Origin of the sequence: Peribacillus deserti (genome assembly GCF_002863585.1) — a bacterium.
GTDB classification, from domain to species: domain Bacteria; phylum Bacillota; class Bacilli; order Bacillales; family DSM-1321; genus Paraperibacillus; species Paraperibacillus deserti_A.
The window spans coordinates 24813-39258 of the sequence record NZ_PGUY01000016.1 but is presented as its reverse complement, the minus strand read 5'-3'; the positions used below and the strand labels follow the sequence as shown (position 1 = coordinate 39258).

Genomic DNA, 14446 nt, shown 5'->3' with positions numbered 1-14446 from the left:
CTTGTTTTTGTATTTTCTCAGAGAGAAAATACCTGGCGTCTTGTTTCGTTCAGTTTTCAAAGAGCAAAATTTTTGTTCTAAATCGCTCACGAAAGCGACTTTATAATCATACCTCAAATCGAACTGATTTGTCAACAACTTTTTCAGAATAACTTTTAGTGGTTATCGTCTAATCAATTCGTTCTTTTACTGCCGTTCTTAGCGGCGAAATATAATATACCATGAGTAAAAAAACTTTTCAACACCTTCTTCAAAAGTTTTTTTAAAAAAGTAATTTGTATACCACTTACTAAGTCATACGGGCATGTTCAATAGAATACATTAATAAATATAACATTTAAAAAGGAGTAATTAGATGGAGCTTAAACTTGTAGGATTACTCGTATCCTTTATAATGACGCTTCTATTATTCTGTACCGCTTACGCTGAGGCGATTAAGATGAGCAACACAGACGGGAAAGTAGATGGGAGCACCTTAATCTTTTCCCTGCCGCTCGCAGTCCTGTTTTCTTTTTTCACTTGTTTATTCCAGAAATAAAAGCAGGCAAAGCCCCTAATGAGCTTTGCCTGCTTTTTTTACACCGATTGGACAGCTTGTTGATTCTCGAGTTTAATTCTCAGCTTTGTTTTTCTTTCATTCAGTATGAACAGGATGATCCCGCCCAGTACGATAACCGCTCCAGAAATCTGTGTCCATAAAACCTGTTCTTTCAGGAGGTAATAAGCAAGTATAGTGGCACCCACCGGTTCAAAAAGAATACCCATGGATATCGTGCTGGCGCTAAGCCATTTTATGGACCAGTTAAATAGGGTGTGCCCCAACAAGGTAGGAACAACTGCCAGCAGGCTAAAGTATACCCAGTCCGAAACAGGGTATGGTCCAAGAGGCTCACCTGCAGAAAGAACATATCCTAATAAAACTACGGAGCTGATCGCATACACAAGAAAAGTATAAGTAATTAAACTTATCCTTTTCCTAACAGTCTGCCCAAACAGCATATATACAGTTACTAACAAACATGCTATAAGTGCTAGTATATCCCCCCATAAAGCTTCCCCGCTTACGCGGAAATCTCCCCAGCTAATTAAAACACTGCCTGCAACTGCAATAATTCCGCTTAGAACGGCCGTCTTTGAATACTTTTCTTTAAAGAAGAAAAAAGTTCCTGCAAAAGCGAATAAAGGCTGAAGGGTAACCAGAACTGTAGAGCTTGCTACAGAGGTGTAGTTTAAAGATTCAAACCATAAAATAAAATGGAAAGCCAAGAAAATGCCAGATAATATAGTATAAATCCAATCTCTCTTAGAAATGCTTTTTAACTCATGCCGGTATTTGATCAGGAATATAGGCAGAGTCAGCACTGCCGAAAAAAGAATTCTGTAAAAGGCTATAACCCCTGAAGGAGCTGTAGATAATTTAACAAAAATAGCGGAGGTGGACACAGAAATTACACCAATCGCCATGATAAAATAAGGATTCACTCTAGGTTCTTGCATTATTTCCTCCTTGTACTTGTTTTACTCTCCATTTTAAACCTTAAGTCCGTTCTTTCCCACCTTATTTAAGTTTTATTGGAAATTTATTGTGGTATATAAATTATCTGTTTTATATAGCTTAATCTAGACATATCATACTGTAAACAATTCAAATGGCGGTGAACCTGGATGGACTTAACCTTAGATGAAAACATTTTTATAAAACTTAGCTTTGCGGCTATTCTAGGTTTAATCATTGGCCTTGAACGAGAGATAAAACGAAAGCCCCTCGGACTGAAAACGTGTCTCGTAATATCAATCGTGAGTTGTTTATTGACTGCTGTTTCAATAGAATCGGCATATTTTTTCCCCGGAGATGGGCAAGTTAATATTACTATGGATCCACTGAGACTCGCTGCTCAAATTGTTTCAGGCATTGGCTTTTTAGGCGCGGGCGTGATTCTTCGCAGAGGGAATGATACGGTAACAGGATTGACAACTGCTGCCATGATTTGGGGTGCGGCTGGAATAGGAATAGCTGTAGGAGCAGGATATTACTGGGAATCTACAGCTGGGGTTATCATGCTTATGCTAAGCGTAGAATTTATCCCTTACTTAATGCATTTTATTGGGCCGAAGCAATTGCGCGAAAAGGAAATACTCCTTCGGCTGACTGTATCAGAGCAAAAAGAAATTGAATCGATTATTGCACAAATAAAAAATGAAGAAATCGAGATCAAGAATGTGCGCATTAAAGACCTTAATAATGAGGAGTATTTAGTGCAGCTTAAAGTAACCGTCAATCAAAAGCGAACAACAACCAATGTTTATTATTCGGTCTCAAAAGTAAATGGAATAAGAGCTGTAGAGATAGAAGGCTTATAAAAAAAACGCCGCCTTAACCGGCGGCATTATTTTGTTCACTGATGCATTATTCTGAATGAACCGCAGCATATGGTCTTGGTTCGTCTTTTTCCTTTACCTTATCGATTTTATCGACAAACATCTGAAAGACCCTCTTCTTCTCTTCTAAATCCTTTATGTATTCCTTTAGTTCATTATACTTTTCCTGGAATGGTTCATGATAGAGATCGCGGATTTTCTTATTTAAATCTGGATTCGCTGTAGATTGAACCACTTGCTTGGTTATACTGAACTTATACATATATACCTGTAGTTCCTTTTTCACCTGCTCATATTCATCATCTATTTCATTAAGTAAAACAAGAATTTCTTCTTTCCATTCTTCCAGTGATTTTTTTACATGTATCTCCATCTATATCCCCTTTCTAAAACACGGCTTCCGAATGCTTCTTTTAAATTCACGATGGCCCACCTATTATTGACGCAGGAAAGTATCTCTTAATTTTAACAGTTTTAAATTACACTAAGTTTTCGTTACCATTACATAGAATTACAGACATGTATTAATTATGTATTCACTCAGCACTATAACAAATTACTTTTATTTTTTTATTTAACCTCTTGATTTTATTTTAATTTCACTGTACAATAAATCTTGTCGAAAACATTCGGGGGCTTAGCTCAGCTGGGAGAGCGTTTGGCTGGCAGCCAAAAGGTCAGCGGTTCGATCCCGCTAGTCTCCATCATTTTAAAAATAACTCCTAGAACCATGTTGGTTCTAGGAGTTTTTTATTACCTGGAATGAGAATTCCTCATCCTCATTGGTCATGATCCAATAACCCCTTATCGGCCTACCATTCCTTCATCAGTATGCTCTCTGCTGTTTTTTGATCCGGATCCGGCAAATCCTCGTCTCCTGCACTGACTGGACTGGTTATTGCAAACGTCAGCACGAGTCCAATAAAGCATCCTTTAAGCAATCTTTTCATACTAAATCCTCCTTTTTAGATAGATAGATTTGTTTGGGCTATATAAGCTGATTGAAAGTGGGCGCTGGCTTTTTTGTACTGTTTAAGAGATTGATATTTTTGCCCGATTAAATAATTGAATTCTGCGGCTTCGTTCCACTTGCCCGCTTGTTTCAGCTCTTTTATGAAACCGGCTGTATTTGCTAAAACTTCCGTCTCCTCTTCAGCCATACAAAGATAATCAAGCAGAATCAGCTCAATTTGGATTCCGGCGGGTATTGGATCGCGTTCCATTTCATGCAGCCAATGTTTACATTCTTGTATATTCTGTAACTTATAATAGGTCTTAGCTAAAACATAGATTGAAAAGGTTAAAGAATCATTATTAATTGTTTCCATTTCTTTTTTCAAGCGGACTGTATTTAATAAATATTCAACAGCCTCTTTGTTCTGGCCTCTTTTTAATAGAATTAAAGCCCGGTTATGCAGTACTTTTAATTGCCGATTAGTGTCCGGTTCTTTAAATAATAAGTTTTCGGATATTGCAAAACACTCTTCTGCCTGTTCAAGGTCGTTAAGCCTCATATAGCTGACCCCTTTTATAATTAAGCAATCTATACATCTGCTGATAAAATACTCCCCTTGAAATATGGTGAGAGCTTTATCCACATAAAGCAAACAAGTTGAAATTCTGTATCCCTTGGTTTCACACAAAGCATACAGATAAAATAAGTACCCTTTTAACCACCTCTCAAGAGTGACGTTTTCACGGCTTAAAACATCCGTAAGCTTACCTTTGGCTTCTTGATGTTTATTTTCCAGCAGTAATTTGTGAGCTGAATATATACCAAAAAGCGACTTGTTATAACCTGAAAGCTGATCATGAAAGGATTGAATCTGATTGATTATCCTCGTGGCAGCACGGAGATTTCTTTTTATGGCTAAAACTCTTAATTTAATTAAAAGAAAATAATGATTGATATCAACATTAGAATAGTTAGAAATTCTGCTGGATATTAAATCCAGTTCCAATTCGTCCGAATTATTTGGTTTTCCTAAAAATAGCTTATAGTTTAAGTGATTAAGCTTTTCCTTGATATTCTGCATTTCCTGGTTTACAACGTCTAAACTAATATCTAGATTTAACTTCTTTAGGAGAAGCTGTACAGCTTCATCAGAGCCAACAAGCTTACCATTTTCAAGTTTACTTAAATATGATATAGAGCAAATTCCCCGAGAAAGCTGTTCTTGTGAAATATCTTGTTTGATTCTATTAATTTTAATTATATTTCCTATATGCTCAAACAGAACGACTCACTCTTTCCTATAAAAATGGTATATTTTTACTATTTACGGTATAAATATAGCATTTAATTCTTTCTTCAACAACACCATTTTAAACATCTATTCCGGATCTTTACCTTTCCAGGTCCCTCAGTATAATTTAAAAAAACCTCTAACGACGTTGAGGTTTAAGAATATATTTAGTTCCAGCCTGCCATTGTATCCTTGTACTACGCTGGCTGCTCCCCGACACTCGTCTGCATCCCCTCTTTCCAGCTGACTTCATCTCATGATCCTTCTTGGGGCCTATAGGTCTATTGCACTTTAGAGTAATCAAAAATCTTCTGACAATAACGATTCTCGGTGACTCACGTTTATTAACCCCCGTCTTTTTTCTCTCCTTTTGCTGGAGGGGGAGCAGGCGGTCTTGGTCTTTTCGGGGGAGGATTAGCTCCTCCCTTTTTTATTTTGGCTTGTTTAAAATGATTATTTTTCATAATCGATCCCCCCTGCACTTTGAAACTCAATCTTTAGATTTGACGGATCTTGAGTCAGATAAAGCCCCAGCACCTCATAGAGCTTTCTGCCGCTGTTATTTTCATATACAATTACATCTCTTAAGAATAATTCATTATCCTGATATGTATCAGAATAATAAGCGATCCAGCCTTGATACATTCTATCTTGCTCATAGTCCCGAATGACGACCCAAGGAGTTTCCTCCATATTCAGAATTTCCGACCATACGTCTTTTTCATGAAATTGTTTAGATAGTTTAATCCTGACCGCAAGCCTCTGCATCCATTTATATCTGAAAGAATACGACCATATGAAAGCTATGATCAGCGCAACGATACTGCCAAGTACAACTTCTCTTATCACAATGGGGGACTTCGAATCAAATAAATACGTAAGGAAGGTGATCTGTTTAAGACGCAAACCAATCATTTGAAGGAACTCGATGAGGAGATACAGAACAAAATAGGAGAGAAATCCAGTGACAAAGGAATAGGTGATAAAAACGTTATAATCCCTTTTTTTCCTTCTTGTGAAGGTATCATAAACAAAAGTAGCCAGCATTCCTGGAAAGAAAATAATAAGCAATCTGACGGCAAGTTCCGATAACTCCATTTATCAATCATCCCCTTAACATGAGATTGTCCATACCCTCTATCGAAAGCTGTCCATAAACAGAGATGTATTACCTTATAATTAGAGAATCAAACTCCTTTCTCCTTCCTACTTTCGCCATATTTTTAATGACTTTTATCCGCAAAAAACTAGGACAAAGGGAACTTTATATTTTTCAAACGTCATATACAATGATAATAAATTATAGTCTTGTAAATGAAAGCGGGGAGGTTCCACGAGGAAAGCATTACTGGTTGGAATCAATGACTATGAAGGGGCACCTCTGACTGGATGCATAAGAGACGCTGAAAAGCTTGCGTTCATGTTAAAAAAGAATGAAGACGGTTCACCTAATTTTCACTGCAGGCTGCTGCTTTCCAGCCAGAATCCAGTAACCCGGAGTTCACTCTGCCAGGAAGTTCAGGAGCTTCTAATGCATGAAGCAGATATCGCTTTGTTTTATTTTTCCGGACACGGGACGGTGAATAACTTGGGAGGTTATCTTGTGACCCAGGATGCAGAAGCATACAATGAAGGGATACCTATGGATTCAATATTAAGCATGGCAAACGAATCCAAAGTACGTGAAGTAATCATCCTTTTAGACTGCTGCCATAGCGGCGCCTTTGGTCAATCCCCTCCTACCTGCAATGAAAAAGCTCTTCTGCGCGAAGGGATTACCATTATTACTTCAAGCCGTTCAACACAGGCATCTTATGAAGAAGACGGCGGCGGAATATTCACCTCTCTTATCTATAACGCCCTTGACGGAGGCGCTGCTGATGTGCTCGGAAATATTAACGCGGCCAGTCTATATGCATATGTAGATCAGGCATTGGGTCCCTGGGATCAGCGCCCTTTATTCAAATCACATGTTTCCAAATTAAGTTCTCTCAGAAGATGCAATCCTGATATCCCAATTGAAACCCTCAGATCTTTGCCACACTATTTTACCGAGCCCGCGGATGTATTCCAGCTTGATCCCTCCTTTGAAAAACACTTTGGACATAACCATTTGGAAAACGAAAAAACGTTCCATTCATTTCAGTTACTTAGAAATGCCAGGTTATTAGCCACTATAGATTCTCCGCACCTCTTTTATGCAGCAAGGGACAGCAAGTCCTGTAAGCTGACTGCACTTGGCAGATACTATTGGAAGCTTGCAAAAGAAGAACTGATTTAATGGATTAAAGCTCATGTTTCTTTTAAGGGACACGGGCTTTTTTACATTATACAAGGCCCTTATGGATACAAATTTTTCAAACCAAACGCAGTGGTTCTGCCTGGACAATTCCTTTTAAAAATGACTCATATTTATCTTTTTCTATAACAAAGGAATAGTCCTCTTTGCAACAGGGAACATTACCTACAAATTCGTTGACATTTACAGGTTTGTGAATTAACCTAGTAACATTGTTTATAAATCCAATAAAAATACTGGGGGTTTCAGCATGAAGAAAATAGCACTAAGCGTATTTACGCTTGTCTTGATTCTTGCTCTTGCTGCTTGCGGAGGCAATAATAAGAACGATAGCAAAGACAGCGGAAATAAAGAAGAAGAGAAGAGCTCATACGATACAATTAAAGATAAAGGCGTCATAACCATCGGAACGGAAGGTACATACGCACCGTTCACTTTCCATGATAAGTCTGGAAAATTAACAGGTTTTGATGTTGAGGTTGCAACTGAAGTGTTCAAGCGCCTTAACATAAAACCAAAATTTGTAGAAACGAAATGGGATGGCATGATCGCAGGTCTTGATGCCAAAAGATACGACATGGTGGCAAACGAAGTAGCCATTCGCGAAGATCGTTTAAAGAAGTATGATATGTCTGATCCATATATTGTTTCTAAAGCCGTTTTAATTGTCCGCAAGGATAATAAAGATATCAAAGCATTAGATGATTTAAAAGGTAAAAAAGTTGCTCAATCGTTAGACAGCAACTACCGGAAAATAGCTGAAGAACATGGGGCTGTGAATACGGTAGTGGAAGGCTTTAACCAGTCAATCGATCTGATTACGTCCCGCCGTGTTGACGCAACACTAAACGACAGCCTTTCTTATCTGGATTTGAAAAAACAGCGGCCTGAATTGCCGATCAAGACTGTTTACGAGGAAAAAGACGCAACTTCCAATGCTTTTCTTTTCCGTAAAGACAATAAAGAACTTGTAGATGCAGTAAATGGCGCATTAGATGATATGAAAAAAGACGGTACGTACTTAAAAATCTCTAAAAAATGGTTCGGCACAGACGTATCGAAGTAAAGGAAGCGATCGCATATGTTTGGAGATGAACGTACAGAACGAATTATAGGAATCCTTAGTGATTCCTTTTTTCCTATTTTAAAGGCTGGATTGCAGTTTACCATTCCATTAACATTAATTACATTTATTCTTGGGCTGATACTGGCCTTTTTTACAGCAGTTGCAAGGCTATCTGGATTTAAGCCTTTAGTTCTTCTGACCCGATTTTATGTTTGGATATTCAGGGGAACTCCGCTATTGGTTCAGTTGTTTATCATATTTTACGGCTTGCCAAGTGTAGGGATAACGCTCAACCCTTTCCCTGCAGCAGTCATCGTTTTTACCCTTAATAAGGGTGCCTACAGTTCAGAAATCATACGTGCTGCAATTCAATCCATTAATAAAGGCCAGTGGGAAGCGGCTTATAGTATTGGCATGACAAAATCCCAGGCAATGAAAAGGATTGTGCTGCCTCAGGCAATCCGGGTTTCTCTGCCTCCGCTTGGAAATTCGTTTATCAGTCTGGTAAAAGATACTTCCTTGGCAGCCACCATTACAGTTACAGAACTATTCCAAAAGGGACAGCAGATCGCGGCTGTTACGTACGAACCCCTCTGGCTGTATATCGAAGTAGCCTTCATTTACTTAATATTCAGCACTGTGCTTTCGTATCTTCAGGATAAGCTTGAAATACGGTATGGCCGCGGTGTAGCGAAATAGTGGAGGGAAACGATGATCACAATTGATAATCTATACAAGCGCTTTGATAAACTCGAAGTATTGAAAGGTGTAAATCTATCTATCGAAAAAGGCAAAACAGCAGTCATTATTGGACCTTCGGGCTCTGGTAAGACAACACTGCTCCGCTGCTTGAATTTATTAGAGATTCCTGATAAAGGAACAATTGTACTGGGAAATAAGACGTTGAATATAGCGGAAAACTCAAGACTTAAACAATCAGAAATTGTTTCTTTCAGAAAGCAGACCGGCATGGTTTTCCAAAACTATAGCTTATTCCCCCATTTGACAGCTATTGAAAATGTTATGGAAGGCCAAGTGACAGTTCTCAAGCGTTCCAAGGATGAGTCTAGAAAAAAAGCCCTGTCCTTACTAGAAAAGGTCGGACTGCGCGACCGTGCGGATATGTATCCTTTCCAGTTATCAGGGGGCCAGCAGCAGCGCGTTGGAATAGCACGCGCGATGGCTATGGATCCAGAAGTACTTCTTTTTGATGAGCCTACCTCTGCTCTTGATCCTGAACTGGTCGGAGAAGTCCTTAAAGTAATGAAAGACTTGGCAAACGAAGGGATGACAATGGTTGTTGTCACCCACGAAATGAAGTTTGCCAGCGAGGCTGCAGACCAAGTCATTTTTATGGACGGTGGTGTTGTAGTCGAAAAAGGAACGCCCGAAGAAGTGCTTAATGTACCGAAAAACCCTAGGACCATGCAATTTTTGAATAAAGTAACTGAACGATAAGCCCTGCCTCGTGCAGGGTATTTTTCTATGTTCGTTTTCGGAAGCGGGCGGCGGCATCCAGGTAATAGCGGAGGAAGAGCCAGGATACGGTAACTTTTATTGTTACTTAATAAAAAAAGTACCGGCGATGGCCAGTACTTATTGTTACTTAATAAAAAAAGTACCGGCGATGGCCAGTACTCTAGTGTAAATATAATTATGCTTTTTGATTGGCAGTGATGATATCCCAGAATTCTTTCTGAAGATCTTGTGGCAGGTTCTTTGATTCTTCTAGTAAAGACTTTTCCAGTAAGCTGCGGTTTTTGTAATATTCAGTCTCTGAAGCTTTATAGTAATAACGGACTGCATCCGTTCCCGCTAAATACTTCTTTCCTACCTTCAGCAGGAAAGTCACTGGAAGGCCATCTAAGTTATGCGCAGAGGACGGAGCGATTTCCTTTTTTGAGTTAGAATCTAATAAGATAACCTGGATGGACTGAGAAGCCTCAGACTTCTTAAGCATTTTTTTCCTCAGCCTTTTTTTCTTGGATCGTATTGATACAAAATTGGTAGTTGTAATGGTTTCACTATATAGCTCTTTCATATTAAAACTAAAACTCCTCTATTGATAAGCAATAATACTTATGTAGTAATCCAGTTGGCAAAACTTTTTCCAAAATATTATTTTAGCATAAAAAAAGTAAATGTGTAAGGGAAACCGGCAATACCTCTCAGCAAATATCTTCCATAACCCGGTTACAGACTAAATAAAAATCTCCGTTTCTTTTCAGACGACGGAGAAATGGACTAGATCACTTGCTTTTATTTTCCCTTACCTTAGCCGGCTGCGGCTGTTCTGTCCTCACTACTCCGCTTAAATGGTCGCGGTCAACGCTTGTCATATCCGCTCCCGCCCCAGGTGCGGTATTAGACATCGGCAGCTGATGAAGCTCTTTTCCTCTTGGCACACTATCACCTCCTGGGAAATGGGGGACTGTCCCCGAAAAAACGTTGATATGGCGTGTTTCCTAAACCGGGAAATAGGGACAGTCCCCATAAATAAAGAGGAATGACACTGGGTCATTCCTCTTTATTTTGTGCTTATTTGAGGTTTGTGATTCGGCCTTCGATGGCAGCTGTGATTGTGCCGCCCGTGAATGTATCTTGTACATATTTAACAAAGGCTTCAAGGTCTACTGGACCGTATACACGTTCTTTTCCTTTTAACACAGTATAGTTATCTCCACCGCTTGCCATGAAGTCATTTACAACTACTTTATATTTTGAAGTATCTTCAATCAGCGTTCCATCTGCTTTTGTTAGGTATGTTACTCTTTCTGTAACTGGCTTAGTAAAGTCAGCTGTATACTTAAGACCTGCAATCTGCAAAGTCTTAGGGCTTCCTTCTACTACCCACTGCTGCTGAAGAAGTGTCTTAATTTCTGCACCTGTTAGTTCCAGCTGAACTAAAACATTACCGAAAGGCTGTATTTTAGCAAGGTCGGCATATGTGATAGTTCCCTGTGGAAGATCTGCACGGATACCGCCCGGGTTCATGAAGGCAAAATCCGTACCTGCTATGCTTGCTTTCATCGAGTCGGCGATCAGGTTTCCAAGAGGGGCTTCCTGCGTATAGGCGTTGTCTCTTGTAATTTTTGCATTTGTAGTACCTAGCGGCTGAGTGAGTTCCGGGAACTGTTTGAGGTACTTATCGATTAAAGCTTTGACCTCTGCGTCCGGCGTAACTCCTTCTTGGGCTACGGTAACAATCTCCGATTTTTTGCTTTTTATATCTTTGGTTTTTGCATCAATCACTAAATCAATATCTGAAAACGCAGTTCCATAAGAATAGGATTGAACAACAAGTTTATTATCTACCATGTCATTTAATCTAGCATGATTATCGCCTGCAAAAATCACATCTACTTCATCGTCTATCGCGTTGGCTAAATCAGCAACTTCTCCTGTTACTTTCTGTGTAGCTGAACTGAAGCTGCCTGGATCATGGGAAATAACCACAATGGCCTTTATTCCTTTTGCTTTCAGTTCATTAACAGCTTTGTTAACCGCTTCTGCTTGAGGGATAAACTCTACCCCTTCAATTCCGGCAGGACTTACCTTTGAAGGAGTAGCATTTGTTACTACACCTATAAAGCCCACGTCCACTCCATTGTAGTGTTTAATTGTATATGGGTCCAGAATTGGCTTCTTTGTTACTTTATCCACTACATTAGCTGCCACATAGGGGAAGTTAATTCCTTTAAATGTTACAGCCGGGTTAGTAGGCGACTGTCCGCCCTTGATCTGGGCCATTAAAGTTGCTACACCTTTATCAAATTCATGGTTACCAATTGTCCCTAAATCGAATCCCATCATGTTCAGAAATTCAAGTGTTGGCTCGTCCTGAAGCTTTGAAGAAACAGGAGCACTAGCACCGACTGCATCGCCTGCAGAAATTAATAAGGTATCAGGATTTTGTGCTTCTCTTTCCTTCAGATAGGTCGCTAGGTAATCGGCTCGTCCCTGCTTAACTCCACCAAACTCTGATGTTGTATCCAGCTGTCCATGAAGATCATTGATTCCTAACAGCTGTAAATTAAGATCCTCTGTTAAGTTAATTTTAAAGATTCCAAAGCCGTCTGCATCTTTTTCTCCAGTGTAGCTGATCTTACCTCCAGGAGTTAAGAATTCCGCTGCTTTAGGAGACGAGGTAAAGGTTACATTTACATCGCTGTGTATTGGTGCAATTGACCAATTATTGTCCGCAGCCGGATTAATTTCTTTCACTTCAGAAATATAATCCATTAAAATCTGTCTATTTTCATCAGCAGAGTCAACTACGTATTCGCTGCCCTTAACTCCTGGGAAAAAACCACCGCCGCCAGCACGGTAATTATTTGTTACCACGATGAAATTTTGATCTACATCGACAGGTTTCCCATTATATTGTAAGTTGATAATTCTGCTGGAATCAGAAACCTTCTTACCATCCTTGTCATAACGATTAGGCTTAGTGACATCAACTTGATATGTTACTCCGTCAATAATATCGAAGTTGTAAACCGGGAAAGAAGAATTCAGCAATGCCTGCTTTTCAGTTTTGTTTGGATCAACCGTATTGAATTTACCCGCTGACATTTCAAGCCATTCTTTAACAACTGAACCTTTTACTTTAATGGCCTTTAATGTGTTGTCATACAGATATAGGTCGCCCGCACTGCGGATAGTCAGGTCGCCTGTTGCAATATCTGTAAACTCTTCAACACCATTTCTTCCAGCTTTAAACGGAGCACCGACAGAAAGGATTGGCAGGTCCACTAGTTCCGGTTTGTTGCTGGCAATGTATTTTTCTACATACCATTTTTGTGCATTGGTTACTACTTGTACTGATGGATCATCCTGTACAAGAGAGAAGTAACTGTGAATTGGCGCTGTTGTTTTACCTATAGGTGTATTAACATAATTTACTGTAGCTTCATGATCCGCCTTTACCGCCTTGATAACACCTTGATCCTCAGTCACATTAGAAATGCTTCTGTTGGAAGATTCAGAGCTAGCCACTTCCCATTTACCTTTGACTTTTTCGACAACAAGGTCGATTAATCCGAGGTTATTACCGCCATAGCCTGCTTGTACTGCAGCAACTCCGTTAATCGTTCCTTTTGCATTATCCACTCCTGGAAGCGGCTGGCCGTCACTGCCTTTGAAAAGTGCGTCTAAGGATTTTACATCTAATGCAGGAAAAACTTTATGAGTATGAGAGAACGTAATGGCATCAATATCTTTAACTTTGCTTAGTGAATAAACAACATCTTCTGTATTATTCTCATTACCATTAAAACCAGTATGGGCCATAGCAATGATGATGTCTGCCCCTTCTTCCTTCATCTGAGGAATGAATTTTTTAGCAGATTCAACAATACCTTTGGCAATTACTTTTCCATCAAGGTTTGCTTTATCCCAATCTGTGATTTGTGGTGGGACAAAACCGATGTAGCCGATCTTAACCACTTTAGTTTTTCCGGAGTTATCTACTATTTTTTTATTTACTATTTTATAAGGCTTAAACTGATTTACATCATTTTCTGGATTGTTATCATTGTCATCTTTATATACATTTGCATTTACATAAGAGAAGTTTGCATCGTTGATCGCTTCGTTCAAGTAGTCTAAACCATAATTAAATTCATGGTTTCCGAAGGTCGCTGCATCATAGCCTAACTGATTCATGGCTTTATATACCGGATGCACTTCACCTTTTTCTAGTGGATCGATTTTGGCTTTATAAGTTCCTAGCGGTGTTCCTTGAATTAAATCTCCATTATCAACAAGGACACTGTTCTTAGCTTCTTTTTTAGCCTTTTTAATTAATGTAGCGGTACGGGAGAATCCGATTGCAGCTGATGAAGCATTTTTGTAATAATCATAGCCTAATAGATTAGTGTGAATATCTGTGGTTTCCATGATACGAAGATCAAAAGAATCAGGCTCTTTCCCTTTTTCTTTTTCTTTCGCAAATGCGAATGTCGGAACTGAAATCTGTGTTGAAAATAGTCCTGCCGCAACCGTAGATGCAACGACTTTTTTTAATTTGCTCTTCTTCATTCATCCTCAACCCTTCAGTAAATTAAAAACCTAGTAAATAATACATACTAATAACGCTCATAGAAGAAATGCTTCTGTTCATGCCGCCCCGGGTATAGGCACAAGGATATATAGCCTGTACATGAAAGCTTCATAACCGCTTACCGAAAACCATTATATATCCTGACTGCTATTTCTTCCTCCGTCCATAGTCCTCTTTTAAATAATAAATTATCACAACATACTGAACTGCCGAAAGACTATAAAATATTGAAAAAACATTGATTTTTCTAACCTCGGCAAAAATAACGCCACTCATTTTAGCCAATTCGCCGCGTTTTTTTCTAGATCAAATTAACTATTCCATCAACAATTAGCATTAATTACCAGACAACCTTTTTCATCACAAACCCGAACTATAAAAAACAACCACTC

At 39.1% G+C, this 14446-nt stretch carries 13 protein-coding genes, 1 tRNA gene and 2 pseudogenes; 7 read left to right on the top strand and 9 right to left on the bottom strand.

The genetic code is table 11. The features are described 5' to 3' along the window. The first annotated feature begins 355 nt into the window (after positions 1 to 355). Positions 356 to 538, top strand: a complete 183-nt coding sequence (locus CUU66_RS05855; RefSeq protein ID WP_101640743.1) for a hypothetical protein — start codon at positions 356 to 358, stop codon at positions 536 to 538. 38 nt (positions 539 to 576) lie between these two features. Here CUU66_RS05855 and CUU66_RS05850 read toward each other — a convergent pair whose 3' ends face one another. After that, entirely contained in the window at positions 577 to 1497 is a 921-nt protein-coding gene (locus CUU66_RS05850; protein WP_101640742.1) for a DMT family transporter, read from the bottom strand. A gap of 168 nt (positions 1498 to 1665) precedes the next feature. Between CUU66_RS05850 and CUU66_RS05845 the strand changes: the two genes are divergently transcribed. After that, positions 1666 to 2361, top strand: a complete 696-nt coding sequence (locus CUU66_RS05845) for an MgtC/SapB family protein (protein WP_101640741.1) — start codon at positions 1666 to 1668, stop codon at positions 2359 to 2361. Between the two features lie 46 nt (positions 2362 to 2407). Here the strand turns inward: CUU66_RS05845 and CUU66_RS05840 are convergent, their stop codons facing one another. Then, positions 2408 to 2752, bottom strand: coding sequence for a hypothetical protein (locus CUU66_RS05840; RefSeq protein ID WP_101640740.1), 345 nt, complete (start codon positions 2750 to 2752; stop codon positions 2408 to 2410). A gap of 258 nt (positions 2753 to 3010) precedes the next feature. Between CUU66_RS05840 and CUU66_RS05835 the strand changes: the two genes are divergently transcribed. Next, positions 3011 to 3083 (top strand) — tRNA-Ala (locus tag CUU66_RS05835). Between the two features lie 108 nt (positions 3084 to 3191). Here CUU66_RS05835 and CUU66_RS24020 read toward each other — a convergent pair. The 4 genes and pseudogenes from CUU66_RS24020 to CUU66_RS05825 form a co-directional block, all read right to left on the bottom strand. Continuing rightward, a complete protein-coding gene (locus CUU66_RS24020) occupies positions 3192 to 3329 on the bottom strand; it encodes a hypothetical protein (RefSeq protein WP_180955168.1) in 138 nt (45 codons plus the stop codon). Between the two features lie 15 nt (positions 3330 to 3344). Then, complete coding sequence (locus tag CUU66_RS05830; protein WP_101640739.1) at positions 3345 to 4415, bottom strand: hypothetical protein; 1071 nt, start codon at positions 4413 to 4415, stop codon at positions 3345 to 3347. A gap of 36 nt (positions 4416 to 4451) precedes the next feature. Next, positions 4452 to 4586: pseudogene (locus CUU66_RS25340) on the bottom strand (helix-turn-helix domain-containing protein); the annotation flags it as partial. A gap of 492 nt (positions 4587 to 5078) precedes the next feature. Beyond that, the gene (locus tag CUU66_RS05825) at positions 5079 to 5723 is read right to left on the bottom strand and encodes a DUF6338 family protein (RefSeq protein ID WP_101640738.1); all 645 of its coding nucleotides are present in this window, start codon (positions 5721 to 5723) and stop codon (positions 5079 to 5081) included. Between the two features lie 247 nt (positions 5724 to 5970). Between CUU66_RS05825 and CUU66_RS05820 the strand changes: the two are divergent. The 4 genes and pseudogenes from CUU66_RS05820 to CUU66_RS05805 form a co-directional block, all read left to right on the top strand. Beyond that, positions 5971 to 6906: pseudogene (locus CUU66_RS05820) on the top strand (caspase family protein); the annotation flags it as partial. 268 nt (positions 6907 to 7174) lie between these two features. Further along, positions 7175 to 7990 (top strand): amino acid ABC transporter substrate-binding protein, encoded by an 816-nt coding sequence (locus CUU66_RS05815; protein WP_101640736.1) that lies wholly within the window; start codon positions 7175 to 7177, stop codon positions 7988 to 7990. Positions 7991 to 8005: 15 nt separating this feature from the next. Continuing rightward, positions 8006 to 8689 (top strand): amino acid ABC transporter permease, encoded by a 684-nt coding sequence (locus CUU66_RS05810; RefSeq protein WP_101640735.1) that lies wholly within the window; start codon positions 8006 to 8008, stop codon positions 8687 to 8689. Between the two features lie 12 nt (positions 8690 to 8701). Then, positions 8702 to 9448, top strand: a complete 747-nt coding sequence (locus CUU66_RS05805) for an amino acid ABC transporter ATP-binding protein (protein ID WP_101640734.1) — start codon at positions 8702 to 8704, stop codon at positions 9446 to 9448. 196 nt (positions 9449 to 9644) lie between these two features. Here the strand turns inward: CUU66_RS05805 and CUU66_RS05800 are convergent, their stop codons facing one another. The 3 genes from CUU66_RS05800 to CUU66_RS05795 all read right to left on the bottom strand — a co-directional run bounded on the left by CUU66_RS05800 (position 9645) and on the right by CUU66_RS05795 (position 14032). Then, the gene (locus CUU66_RS05800) at positions 9645 to 10031 is read right to left on the bottom strand and encodes a hypothetical protein (protein ID WP_101640733.1); all 387 of its coding nucleotides are present in this window, start codon (positions 10029 to 10031) and stop codon (positions 9645 to 9647) included. Positions 10032 to 10239: 208 nt separating this feature from the next. After that, positions 10240 to 10395 carry a hypothetical protein gene (locus tag CUU66_RS24015; RefSeq protein WP_180955167.1) on the bottom strand — a complete coding sequence of 52 codons (156 nt, stop codon included), beginning with the start codon at positions 10393 to 10395 and terminating at the stop codon, positions 10240 to 10242. Positions 10396 to 10528: 133 nt separating this feature from the next. Further along, entirely contained in the window at positions 10529 to 14032 is a 3504-nt protein-coding gene (locus CUU66_RS05795) for a bifunctional 2',3'-cyclic-nucleotide 2'-phosphodiesterase/3'-nucleotidase (protein WP_101640732.1), read from the bottom strand. Positions 14033 to 14446 lie beyond the last annotated feature (414 nt).

Coding starts and splice junctions, on each gene's coding strand:
- CUU66_RS05855 (WP_101640743.1), top strand. CDS start 356: ATGGAGCTTAAACTTGTAGGATTACTCGTATCCTTTATAATGACGCTT.
- CUU66_RS05850 (WP_101640742.1), bottom strand. CDS start 1,497: ATGCAAGAACCTAGAGTGAATCCTTATTTTATCATGGCGATTGGTGTA.
- CUU66_RS05845 (WP_101640741.1), top strand. CDS start 1,666: ATGGACTTAACCTTAGATGAAAACATTTTTATAAAACTTAGCTTTGCG.
- CUU66_RS05840 (WP_101640740.1), bottom strand. CDS start 2,752: ATGGAGATACATGTAAAAAAATCACTGGAAGAATGGAAAGAAGAAATT.
- CUU66_RS24020 (WP_180955168.1), bottom strand. CDS start 3,329: ATGAAAAGATTGCTTAAAGGATGCTTTATTGGACTCGTGCTGACGTTT.
- CUU66_RS05830 (WP_101640739.1), bottom strand. CDS start 4,415: ATGCAGAATATCAAGGAAAAGCTTAATCACTTAAACTATAAGCTATTT.
- CUU66_RS05825 (WP_101640738.1), bottom strand. CDS start 5,723: ATGGAGTTATCGGAACTTGCCGTCAGATTGCTTATTATTTTCTTTCCA.
- CUU66_RS05815 (WP_101640736.1), top strand. CDS start 7,175: ATGAAGAAAATAGCACTAAGCGTATTTACGCTTGTCTTGATTCTTGCT.
- CUU66_RS05810 (WP_101640735.1), top strand. CDS start 8,006: ATGTTTGGAGATGAACGTACAGAACGAATTATAGGAATCCTTAGTGAT.
- CUU66_RS05805 (WP_101640734.1), top strand. CDS start 8,702: ATGATCACAATTGATAATCTATACAAGCGCTTTGATAAACTCGAAGTA.
- CUU66_RS05800 (WP_101640733.1), bottom strand. CDS start 10,031: ATGAAAGAGCTATATAGTGAAACCATTACAACTACCAATTTTGTATCA.
- CUU66_RS05795 (WP_101640732.1), bottom strand. CDS start 14,032: ATGAAGAAGAGCAAATTAAAAAAAGTCGTTGCATCTACGGTTGCGGCA.